This is a genomic window from Alteromonas sp. KUL49 (assembly GCF_006538345.1).
Lineage (GTDB): Bacteria > Pseudomonadota > Gammaproteobacteria > Enterobacterales > Alteromonadaceae > Alteromonas.
Window position 1 is genome coordinate 402,578 of sequence record NZ_BJKL01000001.1, and the last position, 22,111, is coordinate 424,688.

Consider the following 22,111-nt stretch of genomic DNA (forward strand, 5'->3'; position numbering starts at 1 on the left):
AATGCATGACACTGCCTTCTATGTACCTGCGGAAAAGATGGATAGATTTGCAGAGGTGTATACGCCAGACCAAACGGGAAAAACCGTATGGATGGAGAATGAACCTCTCGGTGATTACTCTGTTGATCCCGTCAGCCAGAATGGTGGGGGTGGCTTGGTATCGACTATGTCTGATTATCTGCGTTTTTGCACAAATGCTCTTGAATGGTGGCGAGTTAGAGGGCAATCGAATTCTAGGTCCGAAAACCGTCGAGTATATGCGGACTAATCATCTGCCAAGTGAACTGGTTCCCTATGAAGCCACGGCACCAGGAGAAGGCTATGGCTTGGGGGTGTCTGTAACGGTAGATATTGAACAAACCCCTTTTATGGCCTCAACAGGTAATTTCGGCTGGGGAGGTATGGCGTCAACATATATGCGAATCGACCCGGTCGAAAATCTCATTATTTTGGGCATGGCACAATTTGTTCCTATCGGCTTTCATCGTTATCACGATGACCTGCGTAACCTGACTTACCAAGCTGTTATCGAGTAGCAGCTTGCCCAAAAGTAAAAGGGACGTTCGCCAGTGTGGTAAACGTCCCTTTTTTATTCCTTTTCGTTCTTAAAGTGTATTATTTAATGTCACACCTATGCCAAAACGCGTTTGTTTGTGATTGTAATCAATTAAACTCTCACCGTAGCCATTAAATGCAACGGCATAGCCCCGAAGCTTACCCCACAGCGGGAAGGTAATACCTAGCTCAGCAGCGCCATTTTTTGTACTGAAATTTCTGCGGCCACCAAAAGTGAACTCCAGATTTTCCCATTGATAAACCATACCCAGCTCAAAGTTGCCCATAAAATCTTCAATATCTGGGTTGTCGTCCCCGTCGGGGTCGAATTCAAACTCCTTTTCATCCTCAGATAGTCGAACCCAAGGCTTGATTGATAGAGCAAAGGCGTCTTTTTCGAACAACAAGTGCCCGTAAACTCGATTCCAGCTTCTCGACAATAAAGTGCCACGTCCGTTGGATTGATGCTCTATACCAACAACAAAGCCGGTGTTACCTCCAAAGGGGTGCCATTCCAGTGGTGCAATATAAAAAACCTCAGGTTGATAATTTGTTTCACGAAACGGCTTTGATAGATTTTCGGAATATATTTGCCACCACGCTTCTAGAGTAAAACCCAGATATAAACCATCGCCTTCTATAAATAAGCTCTTGTCGTACAGCGGTACTTTGAGGCTTAGCTGGAACTTAGCTTCAACATCAGCGAGGTTCTCTTCGTAGCCTTCAAATGAACTATATGCATCGGTATTAATGCCGTTTGTGGACATTACCGGCAAGATATAATTCATCTTGTGTGGTGTGAGTACGTAAGGGTTTCTCTCAGCCTGACGCTCGCCAATAATACGTCTTGAAATACTACCCATTTCGAGAGGAGCACCCTCAGGGGCCGCGCGCTCGATCTTAGCAACCTCTTCTTCAATCAAGGTTTCTGGTTTACACATCTCGCGCATTTCGGCGAGTGTTAAGCTGTCGTCACCAGTTGCAAACAGCGCGTTGAGGCACGCTTGAGTGTCATCATTTGCTGCTACAGGTGCAGACAATAATAAGCTGACGATTATTGCCTGGTAGGTTATGCGCTTCATTTCAAATCCCTTTTCCTACGGATAACGCGTAAAGTTAAACACAGTGTTAAAACTATACACCCTAAACAAAAATAAACTAACTGTGTTTTGCGCGTTGCTTAACTTCCCATCTGTAAAACAATGAAATACCCACAGTTTTTAACGACTAATGATACTTTGTTGTTCCTGTAGTCAAACGATCTTATTCACACTATTATTGGGTGGTGAGATTTTGTCACTGCATTTGTCCTGGAACTAATCAATGAAGCGAATATTAGGCGCTCTGCTAACTCTCGTAGCTTGCAGTTTTCATAGCGTGACACACGCAGAAGTTTATCGAATAGGGATTGTTGATACTGTGAGCTTACCTATTGTGGAAGGTTCACGGGATGCGTTTATTAAAGAGTTAGACCGAATAATGCCCGAAGATGATTTTGAGTTCGTCACAGTGAATGCAGAGGGCTCATTCGAAAAAGCCGCCGAACTAGTCACACGAGTGATAGCGAATGAGAACATAGATCTTCTTGTTACCGTCGCCACATTAGCTACCAGTGCCGCATTTAATCATTCAGATACGGGCACCACCCCCATGTTGTTTATGACGGTTGCCGATCCCATTGGTGAGGGAGTTGTCAATGCATTCGAGCAAACGTCAGCTAAAAATATCACCGGCCAATCTCATGTTCTGGCGGCCAGTGTAAAACTTGATATGCTCGACGGCTTGCTATCCGCCTCTGATATTACCAAACCAGTAAAAATTGCCCTGGTTCACTCGAGTTATCCCTCATCACGTAACCTTGCGCGAGAACTACTCGCCTTAGATACCGCCTATCCCAATGTTGAATTCATCAATGTAAGCACGCCATTCTTAACAGGCGATAATGCGTTATCGCATATGAGTACAGATATCGTTAATCAATTAGCTGAGCGTGCTCAAGCATTGGACGGATACTGGTTATCTACTGGCCCTTTGTCTCAGGCAGAGGGATTAGTTGAGGCAATCTATGCAAAAACCTCATTACTACCTATTTTTGGTGAAAATATCACATCGGTACAACAAGGTGCTCTTATGGGAGTAGTATCAGATGCAGAGAGCATTGGACAAACAGCGGCGAATACCGCAAAGCGAATTCTTCAGGGAGAAAGTCCAAACAGTATTCCAGTGAAACGAATGGACAAATACACTATGGCGGTCAATATATCGACAGCGATTACTTTGAATATTCCAATTCCGTCAGCGTACCTCAAGCTGGCAAAACATCACGTTTATCAATAAAGGGTGTTTTCTAGGAATGAAGATTAAGTTCAAACTACTCGCCACTTTCGTACCCATTCTATTTATAGGCATGACGACTACGGGATATTGGTCCTACCTTACTGCTTATGAGTCAGTTCGAGAAAAAGAATACCAGTTGCTAACGCAAACTCTGTCTCTCACTTTCATGGAATTAGTGAACGAGAGACACTTTCTGTTGGTAAATTCAGGGTTAGAGAATGTGCCTGTTTTTCGAGACGCCTATCAAAATGAGGTGTTTGACGAACTCAAGTTGCTGCACAGATCGACAGGTAAACACTACACAGTGACAAATGCTTCATCTAATGAAATTCTCTTCTCAACCCAGGAAACATGGAGTCGTCCCCCTACGGATAACGCGAGTATCGTTAGTGTTAATAGTTACAAGGTAGCTTTTGGAGAAGCAGAGCTCAACGGTGAAAAGGTGCTCTTCGCATGTACTAGTTTTGCGCCTTGGAATTGGAAATTGACCATTTCACAACCCACTAATGCACTAGAGCGCTCATTGGTAAAAATCACCTGGACTGCGTTACTAGTCACCTTATTGTCATTAATACTAGTGAGTTTTCTATTGGGGCGGGTAATTCATCACTTTGTTCTCAAACCTGTGAGCAAAATAAAACAAGCGACCGGCCATATTGCAGAAGAAAAATCTCAAGTGTCTATCTCTGTACAAGAACACGATGAACTTGGTGAGTTAGCCCGAGATGTAGAGGTGATGTCAGCAGATATTGCAGATTATGTCACTAAAGCACAATCTGCTAGCAAGGCCAAAACCGACTTCTTGGCCGTAATGAGTCATGAAATTAGAACGCCTCTTAATGGTATTCAAGGACTTGCAACACTGTTGTTAGAAACCCCTCTGGATGAAAAACAAAAGCAATACGCTACTGATTTGAAAACCTCTGCGGGAATCCTAGCGCAAGTTATCAATGATGTACTGGACTTATCTAAGATTGAGTCGGGTCGAACGGAAATGGATCTTACCGAGTTCAATCCCGATGACATGCTAAGAGATCTGGTGACCTTACTAGGTACTAATGCCAGCGCTAACAACACGCGTTTAGAGTACCGCAGTCGCGATTTAGGTAATGTAGTGATCACGTCAGATATCACTAAGCTCCGTCAAATAGTCATCAACCTCACCAGTAATGCGATCAAGTTTACCCGTGAGGGTACGGTAACCGTCTCTGCAAAGCTGAAAGGAAGAGAAACTGAAAACCCTCAACTGGTAGTGGCAGTCAAAGATACGGGTATAGGTATTGCCCCTGAGCGTCTACAACATATCTTCGAAAAATTTATGCAATCTGATACATCTATTTCTCGCCGCTACGGTGGAACGGGTTTGGGGTTATCAATTGCAAAAGAGCTTGCACAACTTTTGGGGGGCGACATCAAGGTTGTTAGTCGCGAAGGTGAAGGGTCTTGCTTTACGGTGAATGTGCAAGTGAAAGTGCGCAGTGCCGACGAACAGCAACAAGAGCAGCTACAAGAATTTGATGCCAGTGAAGCACAATTATCATCAGGGCTCAGGGTTTTGTTGGCTGAGGACAATGCGATAAATGCTGTGGTGGCTCAAGCCTTGCTCGAGCAATTAGGGTGTCATGTAGATACGGCAGAGAACGGATTGGAAGCGTCAATTAAAGTAGAATCAAATGCCTACGACGCCGTCTTTATGGATATTCATATGCCAGTAATGGATGGGGTAGAGGCGACTCAACGTATAAGAGCAGCTAAAAACAACAGCGCTAGTGTCCCAATCATCGGTTTAACCGCAGAAGCCTTCACCGAACGACATCAAGTGTTCATCCAAGCAGGCATGAATGACGTAGTTACAAAGCCAGTCACTCTTGAAGCATTGCGCAAAAGTTTACTCGTTACGCTTCACTAACTCCAAAACAACGAGTATTTAGCTAACTGCAAAATACTCGACGCTCAGCGATACATAAAACCAAACTTATTAGGTGAAAACAGGTTAGATAGATGAAAACCAGTCTTGTAGGTACGACACCGCCGCTCTAGTTTTGGCGGGTACTCTGTCACTTTTCGGTGTTACGGCGTATACCGTGTAGTCGGGTAGTGACCAGGACGGAAACAAATGACACATCTGTTTGTTAGCAAGTAAATGACGGACCTCTGGCTCAGGTAACACAGCGTAACCCAGTCCGTCTTGTGTGAGCTGAATCATAGTTTGCATTGAGTTTACGTCGATGCGAGCCGAAGTCAGTGAAACGTCTTCTTGTTTGTCCTTCTTCATCTGATAATCATCAATGTGACGGTGAGCGATGTAAGTATGGGATTGCAGTACTCGAGGGTCTGTGTGGTCCGCATCGGCTAGAGGGTGATCAGTAGCAACGCACAGGATCTGCTTCCACGTTGCTAACTTCAAACTACTGAAATTACTATCAGACATTGGTGCAAAACACAGCAATAGGTCCGCACCTGAACTAATGATATCGGTAGACTCATCAGTAAGGGTCAAAGATACATTGACTTGAGGGAAATCACTTACCAGTTTTTGAATGGGTTGACTCAATAAACCGCCGCCAAACCCTTCAGGCGCAACAATGTTTATTCGACCTGAAGGTGCGTCTTGCAATGATGCTATCTTATCCTGAGCAATGAGTGCGGTAGACAGCATGCTCTTACTCGTATCGTAATAGATGTGCCCTGCTTCGGTGAGACTCAAATTGCGAGTATTGCGGTTAAAAAGGCTCAAACCGATATCGTTTTCGAGCTTTCTTAATTGCTGGCTGATTGCCGACACCGTCATCTGTAAGTTACGCGCCGCTACACTCATGCTCCCGCTGTCTGCAACTTCAATAAATACTTGGAGTGAACGGAGTAATTTAATATTCATTTGTACCGCCTATACCAACACCACCATCGAATATTTCAAAGGTAATCGCTAATTTCTACATTTGGTACAATGCTAGCTTTCGTCCTTTAAATACTATGGGCATTATACCTTAGTCTATATTGCACCGTTATATCGTATTTTGAGGATGGGACAAGGACAAAAATCGCAATTCCAAGTTTTGATGGGCGCACAGAGGCATTGCTCCCTATCCTATTGATTAAAATATGCTAACGTAACGTTTCCTCTGTCATGCGCATTGCCTACAAAGCTATGCGACCAATTTAGGATCAATAATAATGAGAAAAGCGCTTATCTTGTTTTCTGCGGTTTGCATCATCGCGTTATCAGGTTGTGTTTCAACACAACCAAATTATGGGCCTCAACAATTTTCGGGTGAGGGTTTAACCGCGGTTGTTGTCGCTTATGAGCCGGAAATGGAAGGGATTTTAGCCCGTATAGACTCGGATCCAGACGCTGCTATCCACACTACCCTTGAGTTTAAGGGAGTTAAGTATCGATTGGGTACTTACAATGACGAACCTATCGTTGTTTTTGCCACTGGAATGAGTATTGCCAACGCTGCGATGACTATGCAGATGGCTTTAGACTACTTCCCGGTAAAACAAGTGGTGTATATGGGAATAGCAGGTGCTATCAACCCTGAGTGGCACCCTGGAGATGTTATCGTTCCAGCCCGCTGGTACTACCATGATGAAAGTGTGTACAGCAACGAAGACCCAAATAACCCTGGTTCGTACATCTTGCCTGATTACTATCAAACGTTTTTATCAGAACAAGAAGCTCGCAGAGCATTAGATCCTCATACACCTCACTATAAGCCGTTTAAATTTATTCATCCTGATGAAGTGTTAATTATCAAATCTGGTATGGATAAGCCTGAAGATACTTCGTATTTTTCGGCGACAACTAGTTTATTGGAAGCGGCATCTAGAGCAATAAGCACCATGCCTACCCAGAGAGTGCTTGACGAGCGAGATGCCAAACTCTTCGTAGGAGGAAACGGAGTTACTGGGTCTGTGTTCCTAGATAATAGAGATTATCGTCAATGGACAAGAGATGTTTTTAACGCTGAAGTCACTGAAATGGAATCAGCTGCTATTGGTCAGGTATGCACAATCAACGAGGTTGATTGGGTCATAGTGCGTGCAATTAGTGACTTAGCGGGCGGGCAAGAAGGCGTCAATGTTGAAAATAAGTACGATAAAGAAGTATCGCGTATTGGCGCTGAAGTCTTGTTCGCTTTATTGGACGAACTCGCTAAGTAGTCGACATAAATAGCTTGAAAGAAAGACCAAGGTTTTCACTGTAACCTTGGTCTTTTTGTTTTTTGGCACAGTATTAACTTTTTTTGATTACTGCTTTCAGGGTCGAGTGTTAACAGTTTACTATAGCGCCGACTGACTATTAAAAGTGTGTAAAAGGAATCCTTTGTGAAGTTTGATGTTACTCCGTCTTCGTTCATCTTGATGCTGTGTTTTGTGGGTAGTTCAATGGTATCAGCTCAATCTATCGACGAAACAAACCTTGAATCTATCGAAAATGTGGTAGTTACAACATCTCGGCTGAGTAATGACACTGCGCGTTTAAGAGATAATCTTGTACAAGTTGATGAGGAGACGATTCAATTCGTCGCACCCAGTCACACTCAAAGCTTGCTCAATTATGTCGCCGGTGCAGGTGTTCAACGGGGAAATGGTCAAGAATATTTGCCTGCGCTTCGCTCACCTGTGCTTACAGGGGCAAGCGCTTGTGGCGGGATTTTATCTGCTGAAGACGGTATACCTTTGAAAGCTGCTGGCTTGTGTAATATCAATGAGTTGTTCGAGGCCCATAGTGAGATGGCAGAGCGTATTGAGGTTGTCAAAGGACCTGCGTCAGTTCTTTTTGGTGCTAATGCCATTCACGGTGTTATCAACGTTATTACACCTGATACGACAGTTGATGGCGGTTTGCTAGGTATCGACTACGGCTCTTATGGATACCATAGAGCAAAGCTTCGCGCTGGAAAGGACTATGGCGATACTGGTGTAGGCATTAATACGAGCCTAACGCGAGATACCGGCTATCGCGACGGAGAAGGCGTTGATCAGCAAAAAGTTAATGTGCGCCATCGCTATTCTGGTAGTGACATGCTTGTTACAACCGGGTTGTCTTACACCAATCTGAATCAAGATACGGCTGGCTACATTACGGGAAAAGACAGTTACAAAGACAGACAAATTGCGCAGCAAAATTTCGACCCACTAGCGTTTCGCGATGCGAGCAGTTTTCGCCTGTGGTCGCGACTTGAGTGGCAAGTATCTGACGATAAGTTTTTATCACTAACGCCCTATATTCGCGATCAAGACATGACATTTAGAATGCATTTTTTACCGGGTACGCCGTTTGAAGAAAATTCACAATCGGGCGGTGGATTGCTCAGCCAATTTAGGGTCGAGATGAGTCACAATACTGTTTTTGATTGGGGGATCGATGCCGAGTATTCAAAAGGTAGCCTGCTACAGTATCAAGAGGGTGCTACGCTGGGCTCTGCTTTTCTGGTAGAGACTGTACCCTCTGGCAAACACTACGATTATGATGTTGATGTAAATATGATTGCGCCGTTTTTTGCCTTACAGTGGACCCAGGGACCATGGCAGCTAGACTTGGGCGGGCGCTACGAGCGAATTACCTATGATTACACCAACAATATGCTCTCAGGACGAACAAGAGAGGACGGTACTGAGTGTGGATTTGGTGGCTGTCGCTACTCTCGTCCAGAGAGTGGTAAAAATAGCTTTAATGCGTTTAGTCCAAAAATTTCATTAGGCTATATAACATCTGAAGGTACTCATTGGTTTGCGCGGGTATCTAGGGGCTATCGAGCTCCGCAAGCAAGTGAACTCTATCGATTGCAGCGAGAGCAACAAGTGACAGAACTCGATACGGTCACAGGCAACAACATCGAAATTGGAGTTGATGGTCGTTTATCAAATATTGATTACACATTAGCTATTTATCGACTGCTAAAGGAGAATGTGATTTATCGCGATAGCGACTTTTTCAATATTAACGGCGGAGAAACCCTGCACAAGGGAGTCGAGTTATCCTTTGATTATCAGATTTCGGCGGATTGGCGGCTACAGTTTGCGGGTACGTTAGCCGAGCATACCTATCAGCACTCTCAAGTCTTGGGTGATACTGATATTCGGGGCAACGATATGGATACCGCGCCAAAAACTCAGTTTAATACGCGACTGCAATACCAAGTGACAGCGAATAGCCATGCTGAGCTAGAGTGGCAGCACGTGTCTTCATATTATACCAATGCTGAAAATACAGCGCGTTACGATGGACACGATTTGGTGCATTTGCGCTTAGCACACATGCTTGGCGATGATTGGATAGTTAATCTTCGTATAAACAATCTGTTAGATACTGATTATGCGGAGAGAGCTGATTATACTAATTTTACCGGCGACAGATATTTCCCGGGACGACCACGCAATTTTATGGCGAGTGTTACCTATAGGTATTAGTCGTCATAAAATAGACATAAGTTTGATTAAAAATACATAAGGTCTTAGCGAGAGGCGGTATATTGTGTCCTTTTCGCTATGCACCGGGTGTAAGAGTGTTCTTCTAATGCAATTAAATCCTGATGATGTAGTCATGACCGCGATCAGAGCCCAGGGCGCGGGTGGTCAAAACGTCAATAAAGTGAGCTCTGCTGTACATCTCAGGTTCGATATACCAGCGTCCTCGCTGCCAGAGTCGGTGAAAGCGCGGTTGCTCGCAACACGAGATAGCCGAATTACCAGTGGCGGTGTTTTTGTGCTAAAAGCGCAGCAATACAGAACGTTGGCGCTGAATAAAGAAGACGCGATGGAGCGACTGACTCGTTGGATAGAATCTTCAACTAAAGTAAACAAGACCCGACGCCCGACTCGCTTGAGTCGAGCAACGAAAGTACGTCGATCTGATGCTAAAAAGCGCCAAAGTGAGAGGAAATCGTTGAGGAAAAGAGTAGATATTTGATGCCCTTTCGCCTAAAGTATAAATACTGCTAGAAAGATATTGACCATTCGGATGAAAATACATCGATATGGTGAAGTTTTTATCTTTTTACCAATAATCAGGGAAGCGAAAAACATGACTCGTTCAAATGCTATTCCTACGGTGTTGTTTATCGCTATTGCCATTTCTGTTGGGTTAAATCCACCAGAGGCAAACGAAGTTGTACCAAATTCAAGTGTGCAACAAACAAGTAATTCTTCAACGGACAGTGGAATTACTGATCTCGATAGTAATACTGTAGTCAATTCAACAACAATTTTTGCACCAATGACGTCGCACGGAAAATTCGTGGGCTTGTCTGCGCCTACAGAAAATGAAATGTCGTCTGAATTGGTCAGCGTACCCCACTTGGTACCACAAACAATATTTGGTGCGGAAAATGCGATAAGCGCAGAATTATTGCCGACGAGAACTTCAACTTCAGGAGTTGTGACGAGTGGAGATTTTACCCTCACCACCATTTACGGTGTGGGCGGTAATGTAATAGCTCAACCCTAGTTTTGGGCAGATAAAAATTTCGCGCAAAAAAATGGGGGCTAACCTAGCCCCCGAATCAACCACAACATTACTTGGAAAACACATTTACACACACTAAGGGAGTCACACACTTGTTGCCTTAGATGTGTATAAATATAAACCAATTTGAAAAAACTTCCGTCGTTTAAATAATAACCAGTTATATTTTTCATACCTAATAGATTGGAAATCTTCCTTTTCCATTGCTACGCCTACACTTTTCTATTTTCATGACTTAATAAGTTTACTCTAGGTACTCGATATTAGTGTTGATAAATATATTAGTTTAATCTAATATTAGATTTGTCTTATATGGGAGTGAGTATGAACTTTTTGCAGAAAAAGCTACTTTGGCTAAGTACCCAGCGTAGTCTGTGGGTTTATGGCTTACTGTTGGCAATTACCCTTCTCTCAGCAGTTCAGTTCGGTGCCATTGAAATTGATACCGATCCTGAAAATATGCTGCCTAGTGATCACTCTGCACGAGTGCATCACAATCAAGTTAAGTCAGACTTTTCCATGCACGACGTTATAGTTGTCGGGGTAATAGCGGGCGATAGTGCACAAGGCGTTTATACCCCTGAGGTATTAAAAGCGATACATGAGGTAAGTCGTTATGCAATTGACCTACCGAGTGTCATTGCCCATGACCTCATGTCTTTTTCTACAGTAGACAATATTTCTCAGGGAGAAAATGGGGAACTCGTTTTTTCTTGGTTGATGCACTCTCCTCCATCGAACACTGATGATGCATCTGCTATCTGGTCCGCAGTACAACGTCTACCCATGCTTTACAACACGCTTGCTGCTGAATCGGGCAAGGCGGCAGCAATATATATTCCCATTGAAGATAAAAATGAAAGTTACAGGATCGCAGAGTCAATTCGCGAATTTATTGCAGAGCGGTCATTGGTGGGGGAGTGGCACATTACTGGACTGCCTGTAGCCGAGGACCAATTCGGTGTGGAAATGTTTATTCAAATGGGCTTGGCAGCGCCTGCTGCGGGCATGATGATTTTCTTACTCTTGTATAGCTTCTTCAGAAACTGGACATTAGTGATAGCCCCCATGGTGGTTGCCATGGCCACTGTCATAGTCACCATGGGAGCGCTGATTGGCTGTGGTTTCACGGTGCACATCATGTCATCAATGATTGCCATTTTTCTTATGCCAATAGCCGTTGTAGATTCCGTTCACATATTGTCTGAGTTTACAGATAGATATAAGTCTGGTCAGAATGCCAGCGACACTATCACGGAAGTTGTTAAGCATCTTTTCACACCAATGTTTTATACGTCATTGACATCAGCTGCTGGTTTTTTCTCATTGATGTTGACACCTATTCCTCCAGTCCAGGTTTTTGGTGCATTTATTGGAAGTGGCATCCTTTTAGCGTTTCTTTTTACCTTACTGTTTGTTCCCGCGTATATTTCCCGCATGTCTGACTCATCCTTAGTTGCACTGCAACAAGCAGTTCATACCAAGCCAAAAGGCACAATTCGCTTGATGCACCTTAGTATTGGCAAAATAAAACATGTGGCTTTAAATTATCGCAGTGTTGTTTTAGCTTTTTTCGCTCTGCTAACCTTGATTTCAGCATGGGGAATCACACACATTTCAATTAATGACAACCCAGTGCGATGGTTCAAATCAGATCATGAAATACGACGAGCAGACCACGCGCTAAATCAAGAGTTTGCAGGCACTTACAATGGTTATCTTGTGTTGGAAAGTACCCAACGAGGGCCAGAATTATCTACCGTTTTTTCCCAGCTAACGCTCTCGGATGATCTGGCTGTATGGAAAAACAGTCTTATCCATTCGCTCTCTGGGGCACCTATGGAGGATAGACTGGACCTTGCGCTATCTGCTGTTGATGATGCCATTTTCGAAGCAAGTTCGAGCAGTGACCTATACGCATTAGAGCATGTATATAGCTCTCTAGAAGCAATACAGTCTACTCAACTCGTTTTTCAGCAACCTGAAGTGATGAATCAAATAGATGCACTGCAAAGGTATTTGGATGGCACTTCATTGGTAGGCAAAAGTCAGTCAGTGAGTGACGTAGTAAAAGTAGTCAATCGAGAGCTTCGCTCGGGTGATGACCAAGATTATGTTATTCCCTCGACGCAAGCAGGGGTAGCACAGACGTTGATGCAATTTCAGTCTTCACATCGCCCCCACGATTTATGGCATTTCGTGACGCCAGACTACAAAAAAGCATTGGTATGGTTACAGCTAACCAGTGGTGACAATCAAGACATGACCCGCGTTATTGGATTAGTTGACGATTACTTCAAGATGTATCCGTTACCTGAAAACATAAGCTATTCGTGGGCAGGCAAGGCTTACCTGAACGTGGTGTGGCAGCAGAACATGGTAGAGGGCATGATGGAAAGCTTACTTAGCGCTTTTGTTATTGTTTTTATTATGATGGTCCTGTTGTTCCGCTCGGTGATTTACGGTGTGTTAGCTATGTTGCCACTGACCATTACCATTGTTTTTATTTACGGCATGATAGGTATTGTGGGCAAAGATTACGATATGCCTATAGCCGTATTAAGTGCGCTAACATTGGGCTTATCCGTGGATTTTGCTATCCACTTTTTAGCTCGTGCAAAAGCGCTTCATCAAGTAACAAACAGTGTTAAAGCTACCTTAAATGCGCTGTTCGAAGAGCCGGCCAGTGCGATTTCCCGCAATGCTCTTGTGGTTGCTTTCGGATTTACTCCACTGCTTTTCGCGCCCTTAATGCCTTACGTAACGGTAGGCATATTTTTGGCCAGTATCATGGCAATTTCCGCGTTAGTTACGTTACTTGTTTTACCAAGTCTACTGACTTTGCTTAAGTCTAGAGTATTTTAGGAGCCCATCATGAATAGATCGTTAAACGCACTAGTAGGTATTGGGTTAATGATGGTATCTACACTGTTGACTGCTTCACAATCCGAAGCAGGGCTGAGTGCGATAGATATTATCGAAAAAGCTGAACAAGCCGCTTACTATGCCGGAGATAATGGACGCTCTAAAGCACGCATGATGATTGTTGATAGCCAAGGGCGTAAACAAATGCGCCAGTTCACGATATTCAGACAAGATCGCACTGATGCTTCGGGACTCGAGTCTGGCGATCAAGATATGTTGGTATTCTTTTCACGCCCGTCTGAAGTCAAAGGCATGGTCTTTCGCGTAGAAAAGTACAGCGACTTAAACACTGACGACAATCGCTGGTTGTATCTTCCGGCGCTTGATTTGGTGAAGCGTATTGCTGCTGGTGACAAGCGAACATCATTTGTGGGCTCTCACTTTTTCTATGAAGACGTGTCTGGACGTTCTATTGAGGAAGACACATTTGCAATCGTAGAAGAGACCCCTACGCATTATGTCCTAAAAGCCGTACCAAAATACGTGCAAACGGTTGAGTTTGCTTACTATATTGTGAGTATCGATAAGCGTACTTTTGTTCCTACCACTATTGATTTCTTTAACGAGAATGACGCCAATTACCGACGTGTTGAGGCACTGGCGGTGGAAGCTATTCAAGGTTTTCACACAGTAGTTAGAAGTAAGGTGTCTGACCTTGTAACCGGTGGCTATACCTTGATGGAGTTTCGTGGCGTAGAGTACAACTTAACGCTTCCTAGCGATTTGTTTACTGAACGTAGTTTGCGTGTGCCACCAAGAGCACTGTTAAACTGATGAATGCGTTACCCTTGCATCAAAAAACTGCCAAGCTAACAACTCTGCTTATTATGGTTGTTGTTGGTCTATTGGTGTTGCCCGCATACTCTCAAGAACAAGATATATGGCCAGATGATGAGTTTATCGCTTGGGATGATGAAACGCTTGAAGATGATCTTGGTTTCAGTGATGTGAGTGGTTTTCTCAGCGTGGATGCAGGTCTTCGTTTGCAAGACGACAGTGCTACCCCTACCAGAAAAACACTGCGAGACCTTCGCCTTCATCTAGAAACAGAATACCTTTTATCTGAGTCCTCATTTGTGTTTAAAGGGGATGTTTGGATTGATGGTGTACGCGAACAAACCCGAGCCCAGCTGCGAGAATTAGCATGGCAGGGGAGCCTATCTTCATTGGGTGAATGGGGGAGTTCATGGGATGCCAAGCTAGGCCAACAAGTGCTCACATGGGGCACAGGCGACTATGTATTTTTGAACGACCTCTTCCCAAAGGACTATCAGTCGTTTTTTGCTGGAAGGGCAGATGCTTACCTCAAAGCGCCATCCTTGGCGGCAAAATTTTCTGGGTATTTTGATACTTTTAATATCGATCTGGTGCTTATGCCAGAGTTTGAACCCGATATCAGTATTACCGGCGATAGTTTTTCTTTCTACAGCCCACTGCTTGAGCAAAACATCGCGCCAGAACTTAGGGTGAAAGTATATAACAGGCCAGATGATGGAGAAGTGGCTATACGTCTACACAGGTCGTTAGGTAGTTATGAAGTCGCCCTTTTTGGGTATCGAGGTTACACGAAACAACCCTTGGCAATGGACGACAATGGTGACCCAAGGTACGCGAGGCTCAATGTGTACGGTGCGAGTGTGTCTGCACCCGTGGGACGAGGATTGGGGAACATAGAATACGCCTACTATGACAGCCGAGAGGATGTTACCGGAGAGGACCCAATGGTTCCCAACACACATTCAAGAACGCTTATTGGCTATCAACAAGAGTTATCTATGAATGTTACCGGTGCGGTGCAGTGGTATGCCGAGTGGCAACATGATTACAGCGCATTGGTTGCCAATAGTCCGTTTCCAGAATATGAGCAAGAAAAAGTTCGCCATTGGGTCACTACGCGTGTGACTTGGCTAGGTATGCAACAACGCTGGCAAACCAATGCTTTTGTCTTCTATTCGCCCACCGATTCAGATGGCTACGCTAAGTTTAGCGTGTCTTATTCACCCACCGATACCTGGCAGTTAGCTGTGGGTGGCAATATGTTCTGGGGAGAAGAATCACATACATTCTTTTCCCAGTTTAAAGACGCCACCAATGCCTATGCGTCTTATCGTTATTATTTTTAATGGGAGTTGTCGTTATGTCTCAAGAACGTGCGTTGACCGCCTTTGCAGGTTTTATGGTGTTACTTTCAGTACTGCTTACACTGTGGGTTCACCCAAACTTTGTATGGTTTACGGTATTTGTTGGTGCCAATTTGTTTCAACAGAGTTTCACTGGCTTTTGCCCAGCCACCTTGTTCTTCAAACACGTTTGTGGATTGAAAAGTGAGCGTGAACTTGGATTGATAAAATAGCCCTTGTTTCATTAACCAATCAAGCCTAGGCTGAACATTTAGCACAATGAACGTTCGCTAGTATAAGGGCACGTTGGTATGAAGAATAAAATCATCAAATGGGTGTGGCTAGTTACAATGGGAGTGGTATCTGGTGTATTTGCCAGCGAGCCTCCCCAGGTGTCGACGGGCAGTGTAGAGCGTGTTGATGCGTTTGAATCAAAATATATTCCAGCGCGAAGCGTGGATGTGTGGTTGCCGCCTAGTTACGATCCCTCAAATTCTTATGCAGTGCTTTATATGCACGACGGGCAAATGCTATTTGATGCCAGTACTACATGGAATGGTCAAGAGTGGCGGGTGGACGAAGTTGCGGGTGAGTTAATATCTGCGGGTAAAGTTCGTCCATTTATTGTGGTTGGGGTGTTCAACGGTGGGGTCAACCGTCACAGTGAATACTTTCCGCAAAAACCTTTTGAATCCCTTAGTGAATCTCAGCAAGCTCAGCAGTATGAGTTACAGCGCAGTGAAACCCAACCTTTGTTCGCTGCTGAGGTGTATTCAGATCGTTACCTTAAGTTCTTGGTGGAAGAGTTAAAGCCATACATTCAGCAGAACTACCCTGTTAAATCTGAGGAATCCTACTTACTTGGTTCAAGTATGGGAGGCCTGATCTCCATGTATGGCTTGCTAGAGTATCCCACAGAGTTTAAGGGAGCCGCCTGTTTATCTACCCATTGGCCTGGAAGCTTTGAGGTTAATGGCAATCCCATCCCTCAAGCATTTAATGACTATATCGACAGTAAACTTGAAACGCTCACTTATCAAAAAATCTACTTTGATTTTGGCACTGAAACCCTAGATGCCCTTTACCCGCCATTACAAGCAAAAGTAGATGAGGTATTCATCGCACGAGACTTTCCCAAAGCGCAATGGGCATCTAAACGCTTTGAAGGCGCTGCGCATACCGAAGAAGCCTGGGCAGCTAGACTCCACATTCCACTGGAGTTTTTATTCGCTACAGCCCCCAAATGATTGTAAATTTTAGTTTTGCCGTTACGTAAAACGGCAAAACAACTTTACTTAGTTTGTCATTGTTATATTTTTGTAAAAAGTAATCGGTTACAAATGAGAACTCTATGGATAGCCAATCGCATAATCTTGGTTTTATTGTACTTATCAGTTTAGTCGCCACCATTGGTGGTTTTTTGTTTGGCTTTGATAGTGGGGTGATTAATGGCACCGTTGATGGACTTCAACAAGCATTTAACTCTGAAAGTATAGGCACTGGATTTAATGTATCTAGCATGTTGTTGGGGTGCGCATTCGGGGCCTTCTTTGCGGGTAGGTTAGCCGATAAATTCGGTCGCCGAAGTCTACTTATTGTCGCAGCAATACTGTTTATTGTTTCTGCGTGGGGCTCTGGTGTAGCGCAAAGTAGTATGGAGTTTGTTGTGTATCGCGTTATTGGCGGTTTAGCTGTAGGCGCCGCGTCGGTAATGTCTCCCGCTTACATCAGCGAAATAGCACCGGCAAAATACCGCGGTATGCTTATCACTATTCAACAGGTAGCGATTATTTCTGGGCTGTTCTGTGCGTTTGTTAGCAATTACTTACTCGCTGGGGCTGCCGGTTTATCCACTGAGGCATTCTGGCTAGATTATGAAGCATGGCGTTGGATGTTCTGGATGGAGTTAGCGCCCGCCCTTCTGTTTTTTGTAATGCTATTGTTTATTCCTGAAAGCCCACGCTTTCTGGTGTCGAGTGGTAAGCGTGAGCAAGCTACTCAGGTACTCAGTAAGCTGTTTGGAGAGGAAGAGGGCAGTACTAAAGTTAGCGAAATAGAGGCTTCATTGGCTGACGATCATGCTCCTCGATTGAGTGACCTTGTCGATAAGGCGGCAGGTCGAATTCGACCCATTGTGTGGATCGGCATCGGACTCGCTACTTTCCAACAGCTCGTGGGTATTAATGTGGTTTTCTACTACGGTGCTGTACTGTGGCAAGCGGTAGGTTTTTCTGAATCAGACGCACTACTTATTAATATTATTAGCGGAGCTGTGAGTATCGCCGCTTGTATCGTGACCATTATGGTTATCGATAAAATAGGCCGTAAACCACTGTTAAAGTGGGGTTCCATCGGAATGACAGTAGCACTTGGGCTCATGGTATATGTATTCGCTACTGCCTCTGTAGATACTGCGGGTGATCTCGTACTTGGCGATAATGGTGTTATCGCGCTAGTGGCCGCTAATATTTATGTGTTCTTTTTCAATATCTCTTGGGGGCCGGTCATGTGGGTAATGTTAGGCGAGATGTTCCCCAATCAAATTCGCGGTTCAGGGCTCGCCGTGAGCGGTTTCGCCCAGTGGGGAAGCAACTTCGCTATTACCATGACTTTCCCAATTTTACTCACCTCGGTAGGGTTAGCCGGCGCTTACGGTTTCTATGGGTTGAGTGCGCTAATCTCTGTGTTGTTTGTGGTGAAGTTTGTCCATGAAACTAAGGGCACTGAGCTTGAGAATATGCAAGGGTAGTAGAGGATAACCCTTTACTGAGCGGTAGATTCTAGAAGGCGTTGGCTAAATCGGCTAACGCCTTCGTCAGTTCTGACAACCGGTTTTATTGTGCCATCTGGGTTAAACTCAATGAATTCAGCGGCGGATCGTCGTTGGCGTTTGCGAGTTTCGCATTCAAGTTCGGGCGTTTCTACCCAGCGATGATAGAACAATATCCATTGCCCTTGGTATTCTACGATTGAATGATGGTTGTTACTCTCATGTTCCTGTTCCATAAACACCCCTTTGTATTCCCATGGTCCAGTAGGAGATTGGGAAGTGTAGTAAGTCAACACTCGGTTGTTTTCTGGCATGGTGAAGTAATATAGGTCGTTTCTTTTAAATACCCATGGACCCTCCATTTTGGGTTCGTATCCCCCCATATCCATTTTGATAAAGTCACCTTTGACACTGCGCAAATCATCGCTTAACTCAATAACCCTGTAGTCGAAGTCTTTGCCATGAAAATAGAGATAGGCTTTTCCGTTATCGTCAATAAATAGTGCAGGGTCATTGGCGTAGGGAGTTTGCCAAAGTGGGGCACCAATTTTGTCTTCAAATGGCCCTGTGGGAGAGTTACTTTCCGCAATACCAATACCCATCCATTTAGTACTATTTTCTGGGTTTATTCGATCTTTAAAACCGGTACCAGCGGGAAACACAAAGTAGTATTTACCATTTTTATAGGCAGCGTCTGGTGCCCAAGCAAAATTATCCGCCCAAGTAAGGTCTTCCACAGAAAGCACGGAACCGTGTGCAGTCCAGTCTTCGAGGTTGGTTGATGAAAATACGTGCCAATCTTGCATGAAAAAGTCTGGTTGACAGTTGAGGTCATGGGACGTGTATACGTACATTCGCCCATCATTCCATACATGAGCTGATGGATCTGCGGTAAGCAAATCGCTACCAAAGTCGAGTGGGTTGGTAGCATTGGCACTCATTGTTAAAGGTAAGGCAAACAGGCCTAGCAATGTGAAAATAGATTTTTTTTATACATGATGATTTTATCCCTCGCAAATTGCCACCGGTGGCAATTTTAAGTTTTACTATGATACTGCTACAAGTGAAAGTCTTTTTACTGTCCAATTAACCTTCATTTTTTAATGCTCTTGAACTACTTCTCAGGCCAACTCATAGACAATTTGTACTAGGTGACAACAATTTTATTTAAAATTATATGCTTTAAAAATAATAATTTAGGCCTAAGTTGATGAACGAATTAAAACAAGTTGTTTACAAAAAAAACAATGCCTGATAACTTTAACTTAATCGATTAAGAAGACGTTTTCACAATTGACAATACTGTTCTCATTTCGCTCAATAATATTTCCTGAGTGTTCGAGAGCTTCGTATGGCTTTGGAGAATACCGATGCACAACACATTTAAAAGACACACACTGAGCGTAGCGGTTTTAGTTGGTTTAAACGGCGCGGCTTATGCTCAAGATACACAAGAAAAAGAAGCTACCGAAAGCTTCGAACAGATTGTTGTTACCGCCAGTCCAGCGGGCGTTACCGCTCAAGAGGCTAGCGTTTCTGTAAGTTCCTTTGATGAAGAAGCGGTGGCTAAACTTGCTCCGCGCTCTACTGCTGAAGTATTCAGAGCGCTGCCAGGTATCCGTGCAGAATCTTCGGGTGGTGGCGGTAATGCCAACATCACTATCCGAGGAATTCCACTCGCCACTGGGGGCTCAAAGTTCATGCAAATTCATGAAGACGGCCTTCCAGTATTAGAATATGGCGATATTAACTTTGGTAATGCCGATAACTTTTTGCGTTACGATTGGTCCGTCGAGCGGGTAGAGTCTGTTCGTGGCGGTTCTGCGTCTACTTTTGCCAGCAATTCTCCTGGTGGTGTTATCAATATGATCAGCGCTACAGGTGAACAAGGTGGCGGTGCCATTGGTACTTCCTTTGGTTTAGATTACGAAGAGTTTAGATTAGATTTTGCCTACGGCGGCGAAATCAACGACGACCTTTATTTTCATATTGGTGGTTTTGCAAGAGGTGGAGAAGGCCCACGCGAAACAGGGTTCAATGGTGATCAAGGCGGACAAGTTAAGATCAACGTTACTCAGCTATTAGACAATGGCCACTTGCGTTTTTACTTCAAGCATTTAGATGACAGAGTAACCACCTATCTTCCGGCACCTGTACTTGTTGAAAGTAATGGTAGCTACGGTGCCGTTGAAAACTTTGATGCAAGTAGTCAAACGCTGCATTCTGCATATACCACTAACGTCTCTACCTTTGATGCGTTCGGAAATCCAGTGAATCGCGATCTGACCGACGGTATTGAATCACAAGTGACGTCTTTTGGCTTTGAAGCCGATATTGAAGTTGCTGAGGAGCTTTATTTACTCAACAAATTCCGTACGTCGGACGTGAGTGGTGGATTTGTATCGCCGTTCACAGATACCTTTGGTGCATATGGTCCACAATCGGCGAGCAGCATGGCCGATAGTATTTGTGCATCCGCACTTGATGGCGATGGCAATCCATTCAACTGCTCATCTACGTCTGTGACTTTGGCTAATGGCCCAGGTGCTGGTGAGGCCTATAACGGTCTTGCGTTTCTCAATCTGTTATTCGACACGACATTCAATGACTTAGGCAACATGATCAACGACCTAAGCCTACGCAAAGAGTTCGACAATGGTGTGTCAGTAACGGCTGGTTATTATTATTCGAAACAAGACATTGCTATTAGCTGGAATAGCTGGAATACCTTCATTCAAACGGTAGACGGCAGTAACTCTCAGTACCTTCATATTGAAGATGCAGACGGTAACGCGCTGGTAAATCAAGGTTTGTGGGCGCCTGGTTTCCTATCTTGGGATTGGGACCTTAATTACACGACCACTGCACCCTATGTGAACATTGGTTTTGAAGTTGGTGATAATTGGTTGTTTGATGTGAGTGCGCGCCGCGACACAGTGAAAGCCAATGGTGAACTTATTAACGCTTGCTGCGGTGGTAACACGGATTACGATCTCAATGGTGATGGTGTTATTTCTGGCAACACAGAAGATGCTTCGGCCTCTAATGGCTTTGGTTTTGGCGGTGGTGTCATTAACCTAAATCGCGCTGGTGCAGCGAGTCAAATGGTGAATTACGAAGCGAGCAATACCTCATTCTCTTTAGGTGGCTCGTACCTATTAAGTGATGAGATCACTCTCTTTGGTCGTTACAGTGAAGGTGGCCGTGCACTTGCAGATAGACTACTGCAGATTGCTGGCACGCTAAATGGCGATGGTAGCCTAACAAGCACCACATCAGGTTTCGACGAAACAGAACAGCTAGAAGTGGGTGTGAAATATGGTACTCGTGACTTCCATCTAAACGCCACTTTGTTTAATACAGTGACCCAAGACACTCAAGCGGAAGTGACAAGTGGACTAACGTTTATTCGTGAATACGAAGCTACCGGGCTTGAATTAGAAGGCCGCTATAATTTTGATAATGGCTTCTCTGTGTCAGGTAATGCAACTTGGACAGATGCTGAAATCAGTGACGATAAGTTTAACCCAGCACTTGTTGGTAAAACACCACGCCGTCAAGCCGATTTTATCTACACAGTTATCCCTCAATACGAGTTTGATGACTTTATAGTGGGAGCGTCATTCCAAGGTTCGACAGATTACTATGTTCAAGACTCAAACGAGCTTAAACAAGACGCATATGTAGTCACCAACTTGTTTGCTACTTGGTATGTGTCAGACCAGTTCTCTGTGTCTTTGAATGTCAATAATGCCACTGATGAGTTTGTTATTACAGAATCTGAGGAAGCATCGGCGCTTGCAGGTGACATTATTCGAGCAAGACCGATTAACGGTAGAACGTCTTCACTTCAGTTGAAATACACTTTCTACTAAATGAGTAAGAGTCACGGGAATAATCTCGTGGCTCACTGTCCTGTTAATCTTGAGTTTT

At 44.3% G+C, this 22,111-nt stretch carries 18 protein-coding genes; 15 read left to right on the forward strand and 3 right to left on the reverse strand.

From position 1 onward, the window contains the following. Nucleotide 1: 1 nt before the first annotated feature. Both EYS00_RS21140 and EYS00_RS21145 read left to right on the forward strand, forming a co-directional pair. Entirely contained in the window at nt 2-268 is a 267-nt protein-coding gene (locus EYS00_RS21140) for a serine hydrolase (protein WP_307723728.1), read from the forward strand. Then, complete coding sequence (locus tag EYS00_RS21145) at nt 258-536, forward strand: hypothetical protein (protein ID WP_307723729.1); 279 nt, start codon at nt 258-260, stop codon at nt 534-536. The genes EYS00_RS21140 and EYS00_RS21145 overlap by 11 nt, the downstream gene beginning before the upstream one ends. A 69-nt stretch (nt 537-605) precedes the next feature. On the opposite strand, the gene EYS00_RS01680 is transcribed toward EYS00_RS21145, so the two are convergent. Beyond that, entirely contained in the window at nt 606-1,637 is a 1,032-nt protein-coding gene (locus EYS00_RS01680; RefSeq protein ID WP_130634836.1) for a phospholipase A, read from the reverse strand. Between the two features lie 241 nt (nt 1,638-1,878). Here EYS00_RS01680 and EYS00_RS01685 point away from each other — a divergent pair, with 241 nt between their 5' ends. Next, nucleotides 1,879-2,892, forward strand: a complete 1,014-nt coding sequence (locus EYS00_RS01685; RefSeq protein WP_130634837.1) for an ABC transporter substrate-binding protein — start codon at nt 1,879-1,881, stop codon at nt 2,890-2,892. 16 nt (nt 2,893-2,908) lie between these two features. Then, complete coding sequence (locus tag EYS00_RS01690) at nt 2,909-4,801, forward strand: ATP-binding protein (protein WP_130634838.1); 1,893 nt, start codon at nt 2,909-2,911, stop codon at nt 4,799-4,801. An 84-nt stretch (nt 4,802-4,885) separates the two neighbouring features. Here the strand turns inward: EYS00_RS01690 and EYS00_RS01695 are convergent, their stop codons facing one another. Continuing rightward, entirely contained in the window at nt 4,886-5,770 is an 885-nt protein-coding gene (locus EYS00_RS01695) for a LysR family transcriptional regulator (protein WP_130634839.1), read from the reverse strand. A gap of 296 nt (nt 5,771-6,066) precedes the next feature. Between EYS00_RS01695 and EYS00_RS01700 the strand changes: the two genes are divergently transcribed. From EYS00_RS01700 to EYS00_RS01745, 10 genes are all read left to right on the forward strand, one after another. Further along, entirely contained in the window at nt 6,067-7,056 is a 990-nt protein-coding gene (locus tag EYS00_RS01700) for a 5'-methylthioadenosine/S-adenosylhomocysteine nucleosidase (protein WP_130634840.1), read from the forward strand. Nucleotides 7,057-7,257: 201 nt separating this feature from the next. Continuing rightward, nucleotides 7,258-9,309, forward strand: coding sequence for a TonB-dependent receptor (locus EYS00_RS01705; RefSeq protein WP_130635117.1), 2,052 nt, complete (start codon nt 7,258-7,260; stop codon nt 9,307-9,309). Nucleotides 9,310-9,415: 106 nt separating this feature from the next. Next, a complete protein-coding gene (gene arfB / locus EYS00_RS01710; RefSeq protein WP_130634841.1) occupies nt 9,416-9,808 on the forward strand; it encodes an alternative ribosome rescue aminoacyl-tRNA hydrolase ArfB in 393 nt (130 codons plus the stop codon). A gap of 114 nt (nt 9,809-9,922) precedes the next feature. Beyond that, nucleotides 9,923-10,345 carry a hypothetical protein gene (locus EYS00_RS01715; protein ID WP_130634842.1) on the forward strand — a complete coding sequence of 141 codons (423 nt, stop codon included), beginning with the start codon at nt 9,923-9,925 and terminating at the stop codon, nt 10,343-10,345. Nucleotides 10,346-10,687: 342 nt separating this feature from the next. Beyond that, entirely contained in the window at nt 10,688-13,228 is a 2,541-nt protein-coding gene (locus EYS00_RS01720) for an RND family transporter (RefSeq protein WP_242618614.1), read from the forward strand. Between the two features lie 9 nt (nt 13,229-13,237). Then, nucleotides 13,238-14,062, forward strand: a complete 825-nt coding sequence (locus tag EYS00_RS01725; RefSeq protein WP_130634844.1) for an outer membrane lipoprotein-sorting protein — start codon at nt 13,238-13,240, stop codon at nt 14,060-14,062. A 14-nt stretch (nt 14,063-14,076) separates the two neighbouring features. Continuing rightward, nucleotides 14,077-15,411, forward strand: coding sequence for a hypothetical protein (locus tag EYS00_RS01730; RefSeq protein ID WP_130634845.1), 1,335 nt, complete (start codon nt 14,077-14,079; stop codon nt 15,409-15,411). 14 nt (nt 15,412-15,425) lie between these two features. Further along, a complete protein-coding gene (locus EYS00_RS01735) occupies nt 15,426-15,641 on the forward strand; it encodes a DUF2892 domain-containing protein (protein ID WP_130634846.1) in 216 nt (71 codons plus the stop codon). A gap of 78 nt (nt 15,642-15,719) precedes the next feature. Then, a complete protein-coding gene (locus EYS00_RS01740) occupies nt 15,720-16,655 on the forward strand; it encodes an alpha/beta hydrolase (protein ID WP_130634847.1) in 936 nt (311 codons plus the stop codon). 104 nt (nt 16,656-16,759) lie between these two features. Beyond that, the gene (locus EYS00_RS01745; RefSeq protein ID WP_130634848.1) at nt 16,760-18,157 is read left to right on the forward strand and encodes a sugar porter family MFS transporter; all 1,398 of its coding nucleotides are present in this window, start codon (nt 16,760-16,762) and stop codon (nt 18,155-18,157) included. A gap of 14 nt (nt 18,158-18,171) precedes the next feature. On the opposite strand, the gene EYS00_RS01750 is transcribed toward EYS00_RS01745, so the two are convergent. After that, nucleotides 18,172-19,119: a family 43 glycosylhydrolase gene (locus tag EYS00_RS01750; protein ID WP_130634849.1), complete on the reverse strand. Its 948-nt coding sequence runs from the start codon at nt 19,117-19,119 to the stop codon at nt 18,172-18,174. 429 nt (nt 19,120-19,548) lie between these two features. On the opposite strand from EYS00_RS01750, the gene EYS00_RS01755 reads away from it, so the two are divergent. Next, nucleotides 19,549-22,053 (forward strand): TonB-dependent receptor, encoded by a 2,505-nt coding sequence (locus tag EYS00_RS01755; protein WP_130634850.1) that lies wholly within the window; start codon nt 19,549-19,551, stop codon nt 22,051-22,053. Nucleotides 22,054-22,111 lie beyond the last annotated feature (58 nt).